Origin of the sequence: Veillonella criceti, assembly GCF_900460315.1 — a bacterium.
Taxonomy (GTDB): Bacteria; Bacillota; Negativicutes; order Veillonellales; family Veillonellaceae; genus Veillonella_A; species Veillonella_A criceti.
Genome location: NZ_UHIO01000001.1, coordinates 121302 through 139709, shown reverse-complemented (window position 1 = coordinate 139709; position 18408 = coordinate 121302). Strand labels below are relative to the sequence as shown.

The following is an 18408-nucleotide window of genomic DNA, read 5'->3' as shown; positions in this document are numbered from 1 at the left end:
AATACAACCTCAATTACTTGAGACATAGTAGAAACTAGCATAGCTTCTCTGTAAGTAACTTAAGATGCTTTAAAAACACGTTAAAAAACTTACCTTAGTGTACTACTATTATACCATAAATTAGTCTTAGCCTTGTACATAAGGACCAAATAAGCCTGCAAATAAATGAGACCCTTTTTTACCCAAAATAGCAGCAGACACGGAAGCCAATACACCTAATACAGCAATGATTAAAGCATTTCCTGCATGTACCGTATAAGCATAAGCTACATAAGCCTGAATAACTGTCAGTATAAAGTATACAATACTCAAGTAAATTTTAAATTTCAATACAGGAGCTGTTGTTGTTTTGTAACGAAGTTTCCCACCAATATATCCAGAAATAGCACCTACAAGAACTAATAAAGGCATTACTAAACATACCATCATAGCAAAGTCAAACAAGCGATAACTTAAGGAATATGGTACTAATAAACCCAAGATTGGCAAGCCTACCGTCAAAGCAGAGCCAGCAATAGGAAAGTGTACAGCAATTGGATGTAAATGTAAGTCTAATAAACGTTTACGCGTTGGATTTAATTTACGTGGTGTATATTCAGTCCAAACAGTTTTTGGAAAACCGCAAGCAGGGCAAGGTTGGTCTGCCTTATCAGCCGTTTCAATGTAACCACATACACGACAAATAATATACTGCATCTTCTTCTCTTCTTGTTTCTTTGTTTCCATGTCAATCTCCTTAAAATAACTACTCTCGTACTTATTATTTCATCTTTTATTGTAGTGAACTTTTTTAAATTATGTACACAATGTCTATAATTTGCTATCGAAATAATGATACGTGTTTGCTAGGCCTGTTGTCAAATTAATTTTAGGCGAGTAATTTAACTCAGCCATCATTTTTTTTGTACTTAACAAGGAATGTTTTATATCACCAGCACGTTCGCTTTCATAATGGACTACAAAGTCATGACCTACAATATTCTTAAATTGAGCCACTAATTCATTTAAAGAAGTACTTACTTCTGTACTTACATTAATTACCCCCACTAAATCAGGTACTTCTAATGCGTTTAGATTCGCTGCTACTACATCATCTACATAAACAAAGTCTCGTGTTTGTTCACCATCACCAAAAATTGTAATATCTTGTTGTTTTTGAAGACGCTCACAGAAAATACTGATTACACCACCTTCACCACCGTTACCTTGACGTGGCCCATATACATTGGCATACCGAAAACAAATATAAGGTAAACCAAACGCTTCATAGTAAAGACGTAAGTAACTTTCCGTAGTCAACTTAGTCAATCCATAAAACGATGATGGATGACCTACCATGGCTTCAGTTAAAGGCAATGTATCTAAATCACCATATACAGCAGCAGAAGAAGGCATAATAATCTTCTTCACATTTATTTTATAACATGTATTCAACACATTAATAAGTCCCATTAGATTAACATCGCAATCAAATGCAGGATCATGCATAGAAACAGGTACCATAGTTTGTGCTGCTTCATGAAATACATATTCAGGTTTGAATTTAGCCAATACTGTTAACAGTTCACTGTCACGGATATCCATTTCCACAAATTGTGCCTTAGGATTAACAAATTCACGACAACCAGTGCTTAAATTATCAATAACTAATACCGTATGACCTTGTTCAATCAGTTTGTCGACCAAATGAGACCCAATAAATCCAGCCCCACCAGTTACACATATATTCATACGTCTATTCCTCCTAATTCAAGCGTTTCCCATTCTATTCGTCTATTAGCCAACAAATACTTATATTATTAAGCTATTCTTTCAGATTTTTTAATAGCAATATAGATTAAACCCAAGATAAAACCTATCCCTGAAGGTACAATCCAGCCCATCCCCAATTCAAAGAAAGGCAAGGCTTTATATAATAGTAACACACTTTGCACCAAATCATTTTGACCTAAAAAGGCAGGTAATGTATTTAAAGCATCACCAATCGCAGCGAGCAATGCAAAAACAGTTGTGCTTAAATACACTGCTTGTCGTCCCTTAAATAAAGGTGACAAAAAGGTCAATAAAATAATCGTAATAGTCAATGGATATAAGAGCATTAAAATAGGAATGGCTAACGAAATAATTTGTGTTAAACCTACATTACCAATTAAGAATGACACGATAGCAAATGTATAGGCATATTTCTTGTAGCTAATAGAATTAGGAAATAATTCTACAAATGTTTCAGAACAAGCACAAATTAAACCTACTGCAGTTTTTAAACAAGCTAATGTAACAATAATAGCTAACAAAACTGCCCCAATTGACCCAAAATAATAATGAGCAATCTGAGCTAAGGCAATACCACCATTAGCCGATAGTGGTAGCACACCTAAACTAGAAGCACCTACATAGGCCAAGAATGCATAAATAACAACCATCAAAATAACAGTAACAATGCCGGCCTTAACCATGCCAATAGCAATATCTTTCGGTTCTTTAACACCTACTTCTTGCATAGCTCGAATAACAATAATCCCAAAAGCTAACGCCGCCAAGGCATCCATTGTATTATACCCCTCAGTAAACCCTTTAAAGAAAGGCATTGTTGTATAATCACCACTAACAGGCGCTGAACTAATAGCCCCCATTGGTGAAATTAATGCTACAACTAATAAGATGGCTAAAAATACTAAAAATAAAGGATTTAATATTTTACCAATATAGGTCATTAGTTTCCCTGGATTCATAGAAAAAAATAAACCTAATACAAAGAATATAAATGTAAAACCTGCTAATGCCATCATTTGTAACTCCTCACCAATATAAGGGGCTAACCCTATTTGATAGGATACAGTAGCTGTACGTGGCAATGCGAAAGCAGGGCCAATTGTCAAATATAATAATACCGTAAATAATTTAGCATAGGTTGGATGAATACGGGATGCTAAATCAAATAAACCACTACTGCGAGAGATACCGATAGCGACGACACCTAAAAAAGGTAAACCAATAGCTGTAATCAAAAAACCAATAGTGGCTGGCCAGACGTCAGCCCCAGCTTCTTGTCCCATGTGGACTGGAAAAATAAGATTCCCTGCCCCAAAAAACATACCAAACAGCATAGATCCAATTACAATCGCCGAACTTAATGATAACTTACCATTCAAAATAAAATACCTCCCCTATTACCGAGTCCCATTGCTGGCACTTATTAACTTAAGACTCTACCTTCTGTAGAGCACCTCTCTCAATAGTAGCACGCTTTTCATCTTTCGACAATCGGAAAAAACGATACACTGCTTCCGCCGTTTTTTGATTCATCCCCGGCACAGCAGCGATCTCATCAACAGTTGCCTGTTTGAGCCTTTCTAACTGTCCAAAAGCTTGCCACAATGCTTTGCGTCGCTTAGGGCCAATCCCTTCAATATGGTCTAAGATTGATTCTAAATTACGTTTGCCTCGTAATTTTCGATGATAGGTAATTGCAAAACGATGTGCTTCATCACGAATCTGTTGTAACAATTGAAGTTCTGGTGAATGATGTGACAAAATAATACTTTCTGACTGACCTTCCACAAATACCTCTTCAATCCGTTTAGCTAATGAAATAACGGGCACATCAGTAACACCAACAGCCCTAATCAGTGGTAAAGCCGCATTCAGTTGCCCTTTGCCACCATCGATAATAATCAAATCAGGCATAGGCCAATCAGTTTCATTACCATAGCGTCGTTCCATGATTTCAGCCATCGACTTAAAATCATCTGGCTTTCCCTGTACCGTTTTTAATTTGAAACGACGGTACTCTTTCTTTGCTGGCTTACCATCTTCAAAAACGACCATAGACGCCACCGTTTCACTCCCTTGCGTATGGGAAATATCAAAACATTCCATACGCTCAGGTAATCGGGGTAAATCTAAAACTTCTGCTAATTTCTTAACAGCACCACCGCTTTTATCTATATCATATTGCCACTGACGACGACGCTCAGCTAAAAAGTTTTGTGCATTTTCAGCGGCCATTTTAATTAAATCGTGCTTATAACCTCGTTGTGGCACTGATACTTCTACAACTTGTCCCTTCATTTCAGAAAACCAAGTGGCAAACAATTCACGTTCCGTTGTGTCATAAGGTAACAACACTTCTTTAGGTACAAAGGAAGCCCCACTATAATATTGTTTCACAAAGTCTGTCATAATCGTCACTTCATCATCCCCTTCATTTTTAATGAAGAAGTTTTCCCGACCTAACAAACGACCTTGTCTAATAAAGAAAACCTGCACACAAGCCATAAGCCCTTCCATGGCAATACCAACCACATCAATGTCACCACGTTGAGTTACCATACGCTGTTTTTCACGAAGTTTATCTAAGGCCTGTAATTGATCGCGCAATTCAGCCGCTTTTTCAAAATTTAAATCCTCTGCGGCCGCCTCCATTTGTGCCTTTAATTGATTTAAAAGTGGAATTGGCTTACCTTCTAATACTTGTACAATCTGTTCAATATAGCGTCTATATTGTTCGGGACTAACCCAACCTTGGCAAGGTGCTTCACAATAGCCCATATGGTACTGTAAACAAGGTCGTGGCACCTTCATATTTTGACATGTGCGCAAAGGAAAATGACGGCGAAACAATTTTAACGTTTGATGTACGGCTGTCACATCTGTAAAAGGGCCAAAATATTTAGCCCCATCACGGATCATACGACGCACCATGAGTACTCTTGGATAAGCTTCTTGCATAGTCACTTTTACATATGGATACGTTTTATCATCACGCAACATAATATTATATTTCGGATGATGCTCTTTAATCAGCGTATTTTCTAAAATAAGCGCTTCCATTTCAGTCTTAGTCTGGATGACTTCTACATCTACAGCACGACGCATCATAGCGGCCACTTTAGGAGCCCGATTGCTATCTTGCCGCACATACGACCGAACACGATTCCGTAAATTAATCGCTTTACCTACATAAATAATACGCTTATATTGATCACGCCATAAATATACCCCTGGGGTTGTTGGTAAATGACTAATTTTCTCCAATACTTCTTCTGTAACCATTAGTTACCTGCCTTAGTGTTACCATCAGCCAACTTAGTGGCAGTCATAAATTTCTTTGTCTTAGCCAATACAGGGGCTAAAAATTTACCTGTATAACTAGCCTCTAATTTACAAATTTGTTCAGGCGTACCGGTACCAATAATTGTACCACCACGAACACCACCTTCAGGGCCTAAATCAATGATATGATCGGCCGTCTTAATAACATCTAAATTATGTTCAATAACAACTACCGTGTCACCGCCATCAACTAATTTCTGTAATACATCTAATAGTTTGCGTATATCTTCTGCATGAAGCCCTGTAGTTGGTTCGTCAAGAATATATAAAGTTTTACCAGTACTACGACGTGCTAATTCTGTAGCTAATTTTACGCGCTGTGCTTCCCCGCCAGATAAGGTAGTCGCTGGCTGACCAAGTCGAATATAGCCAAGCCCTACTTCCTGTAAGGTTACTAGTTTACGATGAATTTTAGGAATGGCTTTAAAGAATTCAACCGCTTCATCCACAACCATATCCAGCACTTCTGCAATTGTCTTCCCCTTATATTTGACTTCTAAGGTTTCACGATTATAACGTGCCCCTTTACAAACTTCGCAAGGTACATATACATCTGGTAAAAAGTGCATTTCAATTTTAATAATGCCATCACCACGACAGGCTTCACAACGGCCTCCACGGACATTGAAACTAAAACGGCCTTGTTTATAACCGCGCATCTTTGCTTCAGGCGTTTGACTATACAACTCGCGAATTGAATCAAATACACCTGTATAGGTCGCTGGATTTGATCGTGGTGTACGACCAATTGGACTTTGATCAATGTTAATAATCTTGTCAACGTGCTCTGTACCACGTATTTCTTTATGAGCCCCCACTTTATGATAGGTGCGATACAAGTGATTCGCTAATCCTTTATAAAGGATTTCATTAATTAATGTAGATTTACCAGAACCACTTACGCCCGTTACTACAGTAAATACACCTAACGGAAATTTCACATTAATAGTCTTTAAATTATTCTCCGAGGCCCCACGAATTTCTAAATAATTGCCATTCGATTTACGCCGTTTTTCAGGTAAAGCAATAAATTTACGGCCACTTAAATATTGTCCTGTAATAGAGTGTTCATTGGCCATTACTTCCTGCGCAGTGCCTTGCGCAATAATCTGACCACCATGTTCACCAGCCCCAGGTCCAATATCAACCAAATAATCAGCGGCTAACATAGTATCTTCATCATGTTCTACGACTAATAAGGTATTCCCCAAATCGCGTAGTCCTTTAAGGGTGGCAATTAATCGATCATTATCACGTTGATGTAATCCAATGGATGGTTCATCAAGAATATAAAGAACGCCCACTAAACCAGAACCAATCTGTGTGGCCAAGCGAATACGCTGTGCTTCACCCCCCGATAAGGTACCTGCATTACGGCTCATCGTCAAATAATCTAACCCCACATTATTGAGGAACATTAAACGCGCATTAATTTCCTTTAAGATCTGATTACCAATAAATTGTTCTCGCTCTGTCAAAGGTACCGTATGGAAAAAATCCACCGCTTCACTAATCGTCATTTCAGTGACTTCGTGAATATTCTTCGGTCCTATACGAACAGCTAATGCCTCTGGTTTTAAGCGAGCACCACCACAGGTTTTACAAGGCTTAATGGACATAAATTCTTCAAACGCCTCTCGCTGTGTATCATTTAACGCCTCACTGTGACGTCGTTTTACCATAGGCAAAATACCTTCATATTCTGTATGAAAGGTCTTGACTTCACCACGCATATTCTCATATTCAAAAGTCACCTTATCCGTACTGCCATTCATCACTAGGTCTTGTACTTTTTTAGGTAGTTCATTAAAGGTGGCATTTAAATCATACCCATATTCTTTTAATAAGCCTTCTAATTGACGCATAAACCAAGCATTCGGATTGGAACTTAAAGGCACTACCGCCCCCTCAGCAAAGGATATATTACCATCAGGAATAACTCGATCTTCATCCACTTCCATAGTGCTACCAATACCAGAGCAAGCTGGACACGCACCAAAAGGGCTATTAAAAGAAAACATACGTGGTTCAATAGCAGGCAGTGAAATATGACAATCAGGACAGGCAAAATGTTGACTATACATATGCGTAGGTCCCTCTACTTCTTGCACTACAACCAGTCCTTCACCCCACTTGGCCGCCGTCTCCATAGAATCGGCTAAACGACTCTCGATACCGTCTTTTACTACCAACCGATCAATGACAATTTCTAAATCATGCTTCTTCGTTTTTGCCAATTGAATGTCTTCATCTAAGGTGCGAATTTCACCATCTATCTGAACACGGGTAAACCCCTCTTTGCGCAAACGTTCTAATAATTGTTTATGTTCCCCTTTTTTTCCCCGCAATAAAGGCGCCATCACTAAGATTTTAGTCCGTTCTGGTAAGGTCATCACATCATCTGTCATTTGTTCAACAGATTGTTGTGAAATGGGCTTGCCACATTCAGGACAATATGCTCGCCCGACTCGAGCAAACAATAATCGTAAATAATCATAAATTTCAGTCACTGTCCCCACTGTAGAGCGCGGATTACGACTCGTCGTCTTTTGATCAATGGAAATAGCTGGTGATAGCCCTTCTATATAGTCTACATCTGGCTTATCCATTTGCCCTAAAAACTGACGTGCATAAGCGGACAACGACTCTACATAACGTCGTTGCCCTTCTGCATATATCGTATCAAAGGCAAGCGAAGATTTACCTGACCCACTTAGCCCTGTAATTACAATAAATTTATCTCTTGGCAAGGCCACATCAATGTTTTTTAAATTGTGTTGCCTTGCTCCTTTTACTATGATTTCTTCTTTCACCATAACCTCCTGGTTAAAAGAACGTTGTATCTATTATCTGCGACGCTTTGGCTTTATCTCATGAGCATCTTGTAAATCAGACAATTGTTGACGCAAGACCCCTAGCTTATCTCGCAATGTAGCCGCTTTTTCAAATTCTAATTGCTTAGCGGCGGCTTTCATAAGACGCGTCGTTTCTTCAATTTCATTAAATATATCTTCTACCGTTACCTTTGGTACAGCCTTATCATCGGCGTTACCATAAGTTGTCGTTACCTCAGCCACATTTGGTAAAGTAAGCTTACCAGTAGGGCGCCCTTTTTTAACAGTTTCTTTAGTCACTGTTTTAGAAGACTTACTTGTATGAATAGCCTGTTTTCCCTTCTTACCAGAATCCCCTGATTGATTACTCGTAGAACGACTATCCACATCCTCCTCTAATTTAGTCAATTCAATCAACTCTTTAACTTCTTTACGAATTGATTTTGGCGTAATATTATGCGCTGTATTATACGCTTGTTGTACTTCACGACGCCGTTCCGTTTCGCTAATAGCGCGTTCCATAGAACCAGTAATGCGATCGGCATACATAATAACGCGCCCATGCTCATTACGAGCCGCGCGCCCAATGGTCTGAATTAAGGATGTATCACTGCGTAAAAATCCTTCTTTATCAGCATCTAAAATCGCAACTAGCGATACCTCTGGCATGTCAAGGCCTTCACGAAGCAAATTAATCCCTACTAATACGTCAAAAACACCTGCTCGTAAATCACGAATAATATCAGCTCGTTCAATCGTCGCAATATCAGAATGCAAATAACGTACCCGAACGCCTACTTCTTTAAGAAATTCTGTTAAATCTTCCGCCATTTTTTTAGTCAAAGTCGTGACTAATACACGTTCATTATTAGCAGTTCGTAACTTAATTTCGCCTAATAAATCATCCATCTGCCCTTTTATTGGACGTACTTCAATAACAGGATCTAATAATCCTGTAGGCCGAATAATTTGTTCGGCTACATTCGTTTGTACTTCCATTTCATAAGGGCCTGGTGTAGCCGATACATAGACAATCTGATTAATTCGCTCTTGAAATTCTTCAAATTTCAAAGGTCGATTATCTAAAGCCGATGGCAAGCGAAAACCGTATTCTATTAAATTTTCTTTACGCGCCCTATCACCATTATACATAGCCCGAACCTGTGGCATCGTTACATGAGACTCATCAACGAGAATCAAAAAATCATCTGGAAAATAATCAATTAAAGTATAGGGCGCTTCGCCTGGCTTCCGATTTGATAGCAAGCGTGAGTAATTTTCAATACCCGAACAATAGCCCATCTCCTGCATCATTTCAATATCGTAACGAGTGCGCTGTTCCAAACGCTGTGCTTCCAACAAACGATCTTTAGATTTTAACAACTTTAATTGTTCATCTAATTCTGTTTCAATTCGCTCAATAGCTACTTGTAATTTTTCACGCGTCGTTACATAGTGAGAGGCTGGATAAATAGCGACATGTTTGCGGTCTACAATGACTTCACCTGTTAAGGCATCTACTTCTGACAAACGATCAATTTCATCCCCAAACAGCTCTATACGTACCACCCGTTCACTATAGGCCGCAGGAAATACTTCAATTGTATCACCATGAACACGAAAGGTACCGCGTGTGAAATTCATATCATTGCGGGTATATTGAATATCCACTAATTTTTTCAAAATTTCATCGCGACTTTTTTCTTGACCTAATCGCAAAGAAACCACTAAATCACTATAGTCTTCAGGGTCTCCTAAACCATAAATACAACTGACAGATGCTACAATAATCACATCACGTCGCTCAAATAAACTCATGGTAGCCGAATGTCGCAACTTATCGATTTCATCATTAATCGACGCATCCTTTTCAATATATGTATCAGTGGATGCAATATACGCCTCAGGTTGATAGAAATCATAATAAGACACAAAATATTCTACCGCATTATTAGGAAAGAAACTTTTAAACTCACTAGCTAACTGAGCAGCCAATGTTTTATTATGCGCAATCACTAAGGTTGGTTTCTGTACCCCTTCAATAAGTTTTGCCATAGTATATGTTTTACCAGTCCCCGTAGCGCCCAATAATACTTGGGCCCAATCACCATTGTCTATACCCTGCACTAAAGAAGCAATGGCAGCTGGTTGATCTCCCATAGGCTGAAAGGGTGCTTCTACCTTAAAAGGATTCATAGGTCCTTCGTAATTACGATGAATACTTGGATGTGCCATATTATTTACCTTCTTCAGCTAGTAATCGATTCGCTTCAGCTGCCGCCTGTGCCGCTTCTTCTTCACGAACCCGTTCAATATGTTGTTGCAATACTTTACGTTCTTCTTCATTTAATTCAGTACGCTGGCTATCCTCTACTTGTTTAGGCGTATCCGCCCCTTCCAAGACTTCAATCAGCAAGGCTACCACACGTTTATCTAAGCCTACTTTTGAAGCTACATCACTAGCAAACGCCCATTCCTCGTCTGAGAAATGGTCAATTCGTTCATTCAATTCAGCCCAATTAGCTAACATGAGGCGCGTTACTGGTCGATACATCTCGTTGCCTACATAGGCTAATAAATCTCCTAATGTTTCAATCGCAGCTGTAGGAGCCCCATACTTATTAGCACGGTTTTCCGCTTTAGCATACGCCACTAATTCTTCTCTACTCATCTCATTTTTCATGCTTACTCATTCCTTTATCAAACAATGCATTGGCAAATTCCTTTGCGTTGAACGGTTGTAAGTCATCAATTTTTTCGCCAATACCAATCCAACGAACAGGAACTCCCAATTCTTCCTTAATTGAAATCACCACGCCCCCCTTGGCGGTACCATCTAATTTTGTAACAATAATGCCTGTAATTGGCACAGCTTGGCCAAATAATTTTGCTTGGCTCACTGCATTTTGCCCTGTCGTACCATCTAAAATTAATAATGTCTGATGAGGAGCCCCTGGCACTTGACGATCAGCCACACGACCGATTTTTTTCAATTCTTCCATCAAGTTTGTCTTTGTATGTAAACGCCCTGCTGTATCAATAATAACAATATCTGCATTTCGAGCTTTAGCGGATGCCAACGCATCGTACACTACAGCTGCTGGGTCAGCCCCTTCTTGATGTTTAACAATGGGCACATCAGCCCGCTCTGCCCAAATTGATAACTGCTCTGAAGCGGCTGCCCGGAATGTATCGGCCGCTGCTAATACAACTTTTTTACCCGCCTCTTTATAATAATGAGCCAATTTAGCAATTGTTGTTGTCTTCCCTACACCATTAACGCCAACAACTAAAATAACTTCTGGAGAATGCATTTCTAAGGTTTCTTCTTGATCTTCTAAAATCTTAGTTACATACTCTTCAATATACCCCATAACTTCATTGGTATGATTGATTTTACCTTCTGTAACGCCACGACGAATTTCTTTCATCAATAACTCCGTCGTTTTACTGCCTAAATCAGCCGTAATCATAGCTACTTCTAAGTCATCTAAAAAATCATCATCAATCTTAGCATAGCCAATAACTACAGTTTCAATAGCTTCCGTAAATTTCTTTTTTGTATTTTCTAAGGCATTACTAATGCCCAACATCTGCTTCGTACGATTCCAAAATCCCATTACATATCCTCCTCTATATCATCAAAGGCCACTGTTAAGAGTCGTGAAACGCCTCGTTCCACCATGGTAACACCTTGTAATACTAAAGCCGCTTCCATAGTTCGTTTACGATGAGATACAACAATAAACTGTGTATCCGCCCCTAAACGCTGTAAATAACTGCCAAAACGTTCTACATTGGCTTCATCCAATGCCGCATCCACTTCATCAAGCACACAAAATGGCGCCGGTCTATAGTCTAAGAATGAAAAAAGTAACGCAATAACGGTTAGCGCACGTTCACCACCAGACAAGAGGGTCAACTGTTGCCGCTTTTTCCCTGGTGGCTGTATATAGAAATCTATACCACTTGTTAAAATGTGCTCCGCATCAGTTAATACAATCTGCGCCGTGCCACCACTAAATAATTGACTGAAAACAGTCTGGAATCGATCACCAACAATTTCCAATACTTCACTCAGTTGCGTAGACATGGCTTTATCAATTTCGGCAATAACCGACTCTAATTGTTGTTTAGCTAACTCCAAATCAGACCGTTGTTCTTCATAGAACTTTTGCTTTTTAAGAGCCTCTTCATATTCAACAACAGCTTCCGGATTAATAGGGCCCAACGCTTCTATTTGGCTCTGCAAGTGTCCTTGTTCTAGTCGCCAATCAGCAACAGCTCCATCCAAATGAATATCTTGTGCTTCCTCTTTAGTAAAACCGAGTTCACCTAACTTTGCAATAGCTTGATTACTATTCATTTCATACTTAGCTAACTGCCCTTCCATTTGTAACAACCGCTGTTGAATACGCTTTTGCCGTATGTCCAACGCACTGCGCTGACTAGCTAAGTTTTCTAAATCCTGTTTCTGCGTATTATGCAATTCATACAAATCTTGTCGTTCTTTTTGCAAAACTTTCGCTTTAGCCGTTTGCACCACACACGAATCTCTTAGGCTCGCTAATTGTTGTGGTAATGTTATATTGGCTAACTCAATTTGACGCGTTAACTGCATTTGAAGCGGTTCCATTTTTAAGGTATTCGCTTCAATAGATGCTTTCCATTCAGCAATTTGATTTTGACGAAACAGCTGCTGTTGACGACTTTGTTCATACTGTAAACGGGCTTCGTTCCAAGCCATATTCGCTTGTTCTTGCGCTTTCTGATGCCTTTCTAATTGTTCTAAAGTGACTGTTCCTTCACTATGAGCACCCTGTTGCCCCTGCAAAGACTCTAAACTAGCTTCTTGTTGAGCTAAATCCTGACTGAGTGCTTTATGCAACTCTTCTAAGTCAGATACTTTCACTATATTATCAGCTAGTAAGTGCTCTTTACGCTGTTTTCGTTCGCTTGCAGCTTGACACAATGTCCGTGTCGTTAATAGTAACGTATGTAATTCATCCCAACTATCTTTTTGTTCGTCCATAGTAGCCAGTAAAGCTTCTATTTGTCCCTCTTGCTCTTGTAAATTACGTTGATTAATGGCAAGTTGACTTTGTAAAGCCTGACGCTGGGTCATAAGCGTACTCAACTCTTCCTTACGTGCCATAACAGAGGCTTTACGTCGTTTAGTCACCCCACCAGATAAAGAACCACCTGGTTGAAATTGTTCGCCTCCTAAGGTAACAATACGCAGTTGTTGCTTATACTTCTTCTGCAACGCAATAGCTCGATCCATAGTATCTACGACTAAGGTTCGCCCTAATAAGTAAGTAAAGATACCTCTATACGTTTCCTCAAAAGTAATACAATCAACAGCACGGCCTAATACGCCAGACTCGGCTAATGCCGGCGTTTGAAGTGGTTGCCCCTTCACCGTTTCAAGCGGTAAAAATGTAACGCGACCCCCTTGCGTTCGTTTCAAATACGCAATACAATCTGCAGCTGCTCGCGATGTACTAGCTACGACATGATTAATACTACCACCTAAGGCAATATCTAACGCAGTTACAAATTTTGGTTCTACCGCAAATAAATCACCAATAGCACCATGTAATTCACTACGCCAACCTTCATTAGCTTGTAATGCATTACGGGTCCCTTCTGTATAACCTTCATGCTGTTCAGTCCATTGCGATAATACTTGCAACCGGCCCTCTAACCGCTGATCTTCACGATGTGCCATCTGACAAGCTTTTTCCAGTGCTTGTCGGCTACGACGTAACTCGCTTAAGGTCGTCTGTTGCGCCGTACGGATTGCCTCTTGCTCTGCTTTACTCAACTCTAACTGCGATACTTTTGTTAAAGCGGTTTCTTCTTCCGTCGCCACTTCAGCTACTTCTTTAGTGAGTGTCTGTACTAAATGACGAGCTGACTGTAACTCATCCTCCACACGTAGTAATTCAGAACGATGTTTTTCAACTTGACCTACTAAATTTAATTGTTCTTCATGGCGGCTGGCCGCTTCCTTTTGCACGGCTTGAAAGGCTGCTTGTGTCGCTTGCAACTGAGTCCTAGCCAACTCATAGTCCCGTTCTGTTTGCGTCACTAATTCAACTTGCTTGGCTAATTCTATTTCACTATCTGCCACAAGCTTTTCATGAACTAAGACTTTCTGCCCATCACCAGCAATCGTCGCTTCCATTTCATGCAGACGATATTGTAATTCTTGCACCTCTTTTGTAGCTGAGCGAAGTTGCTCTTCTACTAAGTTCGTTTCGCCCTGCAACCGTTCCTCTTCACGCTGTGCCTGCGCCACGGCTTCTTCAGCAGTACGCAGTGCTAGTTGTTGTTCATCATTATGAAGTTTTAAACGTTGCTCTGAACTAGCTACCTTAGCTAATTCAGTCTGTATTTCGATATCTTCTTGCTCTAATGCTATTTTTTCATTTTCTTGCTTAGTGAATAAGCGATCCGCTACCTTAAAATCATGAAATGCCAACGCACCATCATACAGGCGCTTACGCTGACTCAACTTACCATGAGTTTCAGTTTTTGTTGCTTTTTCTTGTAAAGGCCCTATTTGTTCTTCCAAATTAGCCATCAAATCAGCAACCCGTTCCATATTACGGTCTGTTTGTCCCATACGACGCAACGATTCTTCTTTATTCATTTTGAAACGAGCAATCCCTGCTACTTCTTCAAAAATTAAACGTCGTTCTTCTGGTTTACTATTTAAAATAGCGTCCACACGATTCTGACCAATAATCGCCATGGAGTCACGGCCCAATCCTGTATCCGCTAACAAAGCCTGTATATCTTTTAAACGACAAGCTTTCTTATTAATATAGAATTCGCTTTCACCACTGCGATAAATACGACGAGTCAAAGCCACTTCAGCTAAATCAGGATGCAAACGCTTATCACTATTATCAAAAACTAGAGTCACTTCTGCCGTACTCATGGGGCGACGTTTTTCTGTGCCCGCGAAAATAATATCTTCTGCTTTTTGCCCACGTAATTGGCGTACATTTGATTCACCTAAGACCCAACGCATAGCATCAGTAATGTTGCTTTTACCACTTCCATTAGGCCCGACAATGGCTGTCATGCCTGGTGAAAATTTTACAATTGTTTTATCAGCAAAGGACTTAAACCCCTTTAACTCTAATCGTAAGAGCTGCATGCGAACCACCTTTCCGTGAACCCAAAATTGCTTATAATAACGTACCTTTTATTATATCACAGTGTACCTAATATTATCGATAATCAAACACACATTCTCTGTAATTCCATCACCACAAATAGACAATATGTCATACTCTTTAGCCGCTCTAGACCCCCACTGACACCAATGCCAATCATATTCACTATATGCAGCGGCAAAGTATTCCATATTCCGTTGTTTTTCACCACGCAATTTTGAAGTAAGTGTGCGTGGATATATGACTGTAGCTGATACTCTATGACATGTATTGGTGGATATTTGAGCCTCTCGATGAGACTGCAATATATATTCTAATTTTTGTTGCCACTGGTAATTAACCACCAGTTCTCCCATAGCCGGTTCATAAGGTCCTCCCACCAAACCTTTACCCGCATCTAATTCTGGTGTACTTTGCAAACCTGTACGAATCACTTCAATGTGTCGATCTTCAAAATAAGTTTTTAAAAAAGCACTATATTTAACAGCTTGCGTTACTGTCAAAGGTATATAAAGACCTCTAGCCACATCATCAGCCAGCTCCGTATCCTCAATGACAAGCACAGGATAAATGCGCACAAAATCCGGTTGTAAACGGCCTACTGCTACCGCTGTATGCACTAATGTAAGCCACGTTTCACCAGGCAAACCAGGTAGTAATTGTATACCTACGGTAAGACCACGCTTCTGTAAACGTCGTACCGCTACTACCACATCTGTAGCCGTATGACCACGCTTTGCCCTAGTTAATATGGCCTCATTCATCGACTGTACACCAACTTCTACGGTGTCAACACCATAAGCGACTAATACATCAATAGCCTCTTCACTTAAGGCATCAGGCCGTGTAGAACAACGTATGCCATCGATTTGTCCAGCCTGTAATGCTTCATACGCAGGAGTGAGTAAAGAGATTTGAACTTCTCTTGGCAAAGCCGAAAAACTCCCCCCATAAAAGGCCACTTCCCAATATTTCTCATTACGCTGAGTGCCTACATATTCAGCAATTGTGGTCTTCACATCTACAGCAGTAGCACGGACGCCATCACTGGCAATGCGATGTTGATTACAAAACACACACTGCTGAGGACAACCTGCATGGGGAATATAAAAAGGAATAAGCCCATATTTTTTATGGCACTGCATGGTGCATTTTGTATTAGTTATTTCAGTCTTTAATTTATCCTGTACTGCCATAGGAATACTCACTTTCTATACGAAAAAGGAGCGGATTAGCCGCTCCTCTATTTACATACACCTAATTATAACTGACAAGCTCGTTTACCTATTAAATAGTCCAACGTAACCTGTGCTGCATTTTGTTCTGCTTCCTTCTTGCTCTTGCCAGTTCCTGATCCATAGGCTGTGCCTTCAATCCGTACTTCCATACAGAAAATTTTATCATGGTCAGGTCCAGACTCACTCAATAAGGTATAAACAATTTGCTTTTCCCCATCTTGTTGCACATATTCTTGCAACATAGTTTTATAGTCTTTACCTAGCTTACCAGCTTTGGCTTTTTCAAGATATCCTTTCAAATGACTCAATACGAACTGCGCTGCCACTTCATAGGAAGTGTTGACATATAATGCACCAATAACAGCTTCAAAGGTATCTGCTAAAATAGAAGCTCTTTCACGACCACCAGAAGTAGCTTCCCCTCGGCCTAATAATAAATAGTTACCAAAATTTAGCTTAGCGCTACATGTAGCTAAAGATGTTTCACATACAGTAGCAGCCTTTATCTTTGTCAGTTCACCCTCAGTCATTTGAGGATATGTAGTAAACAGATACTCGCCAATGATTAAGTCTAATACAGCATCTCCTAAAAACTCAAGACGCTCATTATGCTTAACGCGAGCTGCTCTATTTTCATTTGCATAAGACGTATGCGTAAACGCTCTGTCGAGCAAATTAATATCTGTCAAAGGAATACGCAAACGCGCCACAAGCTCTCGAAGCGCTGCTTCGCGAGCTTGGTGCGAGATTGTCTTATGAGTCTTACGGCCGCTCAATTAGTCCTCGTAACGACGAACAAGTAACGTCGCATTGTGACCACCAAAACCAAAGGAATTGGAAAGAGCACAATTAACTTTTAACTCACGAGCCCCTTCTTTTACATAATCCAAATCAAGTTCTGGATCTGGGTTCGTTAAGTTAATTGTTGGGTGAATTTTGCCAGTTTCAATAGCCATAGCCATTACGATGGCTTCAATAGCCCCGGCAGCACCTAACAAATGGCCAGTCATAGATTTAGTGGAGTTAATAGCTAAGGTATTAGCATGTTCACCAAATAATTCTTTAATAGCCAAAGTTTCATTTTTATCATTAAGGCCTGTCGATGTACCATGAGCATTAATATAGTTAATTTCACTAGGGTCAATGCCAGCATCTTTAATTGCAAGTTCCATACATTTACGAGCTTGTAAACCACCTGGTGCTGGTGCCGTAATGTGATAAGCATCACCATTGCTACCATAACCAATAACTTCAGCGTAAATGTGTGCACCACGAGCTTTTGCATGTTCTAATTCTTCAAGAACTACAATACCAGCGCCTTCACCCATTACAAAACCATCACGGTCTGCATCAAATGGGCGTGATGCTTTTTCAGGTTCATCATTGCGTGTAGACATTGCTTTCATCGCTGCAAAACCAGCTACAGCTGCTGGAGAAATGGCTGCTTCAGTACCGCCAGCAAACATAATATCAGCATCACCACGAGCTACAATGCGGAACGCATCCCCGATGGAATTAGTGCCAGAAGCACAAGCTGTAATATCTGTAATCGCTGGACCACGAAGGCCAAGTTCAATAGATACACGACCAGATACCATGTTAGCAATCATCATAGGTACTGCAAATGGACTTACACGATTAGGTCCTTTATCAAATAACGTTACATATACATCGTGGATAGAATCAATCCCTCCGATACCAGTACCTACTACAGTACCGCAACGGTCACGATCTTCTTCATCCAAATCAAGTTTAGAATCGCGTAAAGCAAGAACTGCTGCTGCGATTGCAAATTGAGAGGAACGGTCCATACGACGGGACTCTTTCTTCTCTACACCATATTCAGTAATATCAAAATCCTTCACTTCACCAGCAATGCGGGTAGCATATTCAGAAGCATCAAAATGCGTAATCGGACCGATACCAGATTTACCTGCTAATAACGCTTCATAAAAAGCCTCTTTACCAGTGCCTACAGGCGTTATAGCCCCTAAACCAGTAATAACAACACGTTTTTCCAATTATTTCACC

General features: G+C 40.1%; 12 protein-coding genes. All 12 read right to left on the bottom strand.

Going from position 1 to position 18408, the window contains the following annotated elements; genetic code table 11:
- Window positions 1–126 precede the first annotated feature (126 nt).
- On the bottom strand, window positions 127–726 hold the full coding sequence (locus DYE54_RS00640) for a rubredoxin-like domain-containing protein (RefSeq protein WP_115309416.1): 600 nt from the start codon (window positions 724–726) through the stop codon (window positions 127–129).
- Window positions 727–810: 84 nt separating this feature from the next.
- Window positions 811–1731 (bottom strand): NAD-dependent epimerase/dehydratase family protein, encoded by a 921-nt coding sequence (locus tag DYE54_RS00635; RefSeq protein ID WP_115309415.1) that lies wholly within the window; start codon window positions 1729–1731, stop codon window positions 811–813.
- A 68-nt stretch (window positions 1732–1799) separates the two neighbouring features.
- Window positions 1800–3152: a branched-chain amino acid transport system II carrier protein gene (brnQ, locus tag DYE54_RS00630; RefSeq protein ID WP_115309414.1), complete on the bottom strand. Its 1353-nt coding sequence runs from the start codon at window positions 3150–3152 to the stop codon at window positions 1800–1802.
- Between the two features lie 49 nt (window positions 3153–3201).
- A complete protein-coding gene (uvrC, locus tag DYE54_RS00625) occupies window positions 3202–5055 on the bottom strand; it encodes an excinuclease ABC subunit UvrC (RefSeq protein WP_115309413.1) in 1854 nt (617 codons plus the stop codon).
- A complete protein-coding gene (uvrA, locus tag DYE54_RS00620) occupies window positions 5055–7928 on the bottom strand; it encodes an excinuclease ABC subunit UvrA (protein WP_115309412.1) in 2874 nt (957 codons plus the stop codon). Before uvrA ends, uvrC begins: the two co-directional genes overlap by 1 nt.
- A 33-nt stretch (window positions 7929–7961) precedes the next feature.
- Window positions 7962–10184, bottom strand: coding sequence for an excinuclease ABC subunit UvrB (uvrB, locus tag DYE54_RS00615; protein WP_115309411.1), 2223 nt, complete (start codon window positions 10182–10184; stop codon window positions 7962–7964).
- A gap of 1 nt (window position 10185) precedes the next feature.
- On the bottom strand, window positions 10186–10632 hold the full coding sequence (locus DYE54_RS00610) for a hypothetical protein (RefSeq protein WP_115309410.1): 447 nt from the start codon (window positions 10630–10632) through the stop codon (window positions 10186–10188).
- Entirely contained in the window at window positions 10622–11569 is a 948-nt protein-coding gene (ftsY, locus tag DYE54_RS00605) for a signal recognition particle-docking protein FtsY (RefSeq protein WP_115309409.1), read from the bottom strand. Before ftsY ends, DYE54_RS00610 begins: the two co-directional genes overlap by 11 nt.
- A complete protein-coding gene (smc, locus tag DYE54_RS00600) occupies window positions 11569–15120 on the bottom strand; it encodes a chromosome segregation protein SMC (RefSeq protein ID WP_115309408.1) in 3552 nt (1183 codons plus the stop codon). Before smc ends, ftsY begins: the two co-directional genes overlap by 1 nt.
- Window positions 15121–15171: 51 nt before the next feature.
- Window positions 15172–16335, bottom strand: coding sequence for an elongator complex protein 3 (locus tag DYE54_RS00595; RefSeq protein WP_340148293.1), 1164 nt, complete (start codon window positions 16333–16335; stop codon window positions 15172–15174).
- A gap of 65 nt (window positions 16336–16400) precedes the next feature.
- Entirely contained in the window at window positions 16401–17153 is a 753-nt protein-coding gene (gene rnc / locus DYE54_RS00590) for a ribonuclease III (protein WP_115309407.1), read from the bottom strand.
- Window positions 17154–18398, bottom strand: a complete 1245-nt coding sequence (gene fabF / locus DYE54_RS00585; RefSeq protein WP_115309406.1) for a beta-ketoacyl-ACP synthase II — start codon at window positions 18396–18398, stop codon at window positions 17154–17156.
- Between the last annotated feature and the right edge of the window lie 10 nt (window positions 18399–18408).

Bases quoted from the DNA above. Each gene is read 5' to 3' on its own strand.
- DYE54_RS00610 (WP_115309410.1), bottom strand. From the start codon at position 10,632: ATGAAAAATGAGATGAGTAGAGAAGAATTAGTGGCGTATGCTAAAGCG.
- DYE54_RS00635 (WP_115309415.1), bottom strand. From the start codon at position 1,731: ATGAATATATGTGTAACTGGTGGGGCTGGATTTATTGGGTCTCATTTG.
- smc (WP_115309408.1), bottom strand. From the start codon at position 15,120: ATGCAGCTCTTACGATTAGAGTTAAAGGGGTTTAAGTCCTTTGCTGAT.
- uvrC (WP_115309413.1), bottom strand. From the start codon at position 5,055: ATGGTTACAGAAGAAGTATTGGAGAAAATTAGTCATTTACCAACAACC.
- ftsY (WP_115309409.1), bottom strand. From the start codon at position 11,569: ATGGGATTTTGGAATCGTACGAAGCAGATGTTGGGCATTAGTAATGCC.
- uvrB (WP_115309411.1), bottom strand. From the start codon at position 10,184: ATGGCACATCCAAGTATTCATCGTAATTACGAAGGACCTATGAATCCT.
- DYE54_RS00640 (WP_115309416.1), bottom strand. From the start codon at position 726: ATGGAAACAAAGAAACAAGAAGAGAAGAAGATGCAGTATATTATTTGT.
- DYE54_RS00595 (WP_340148293.1), bottom strand. From the start codon at position 16,335: ATGGCAGTACAGGATAAATTAAAGACTGAAATAACTAATACAAAATGC.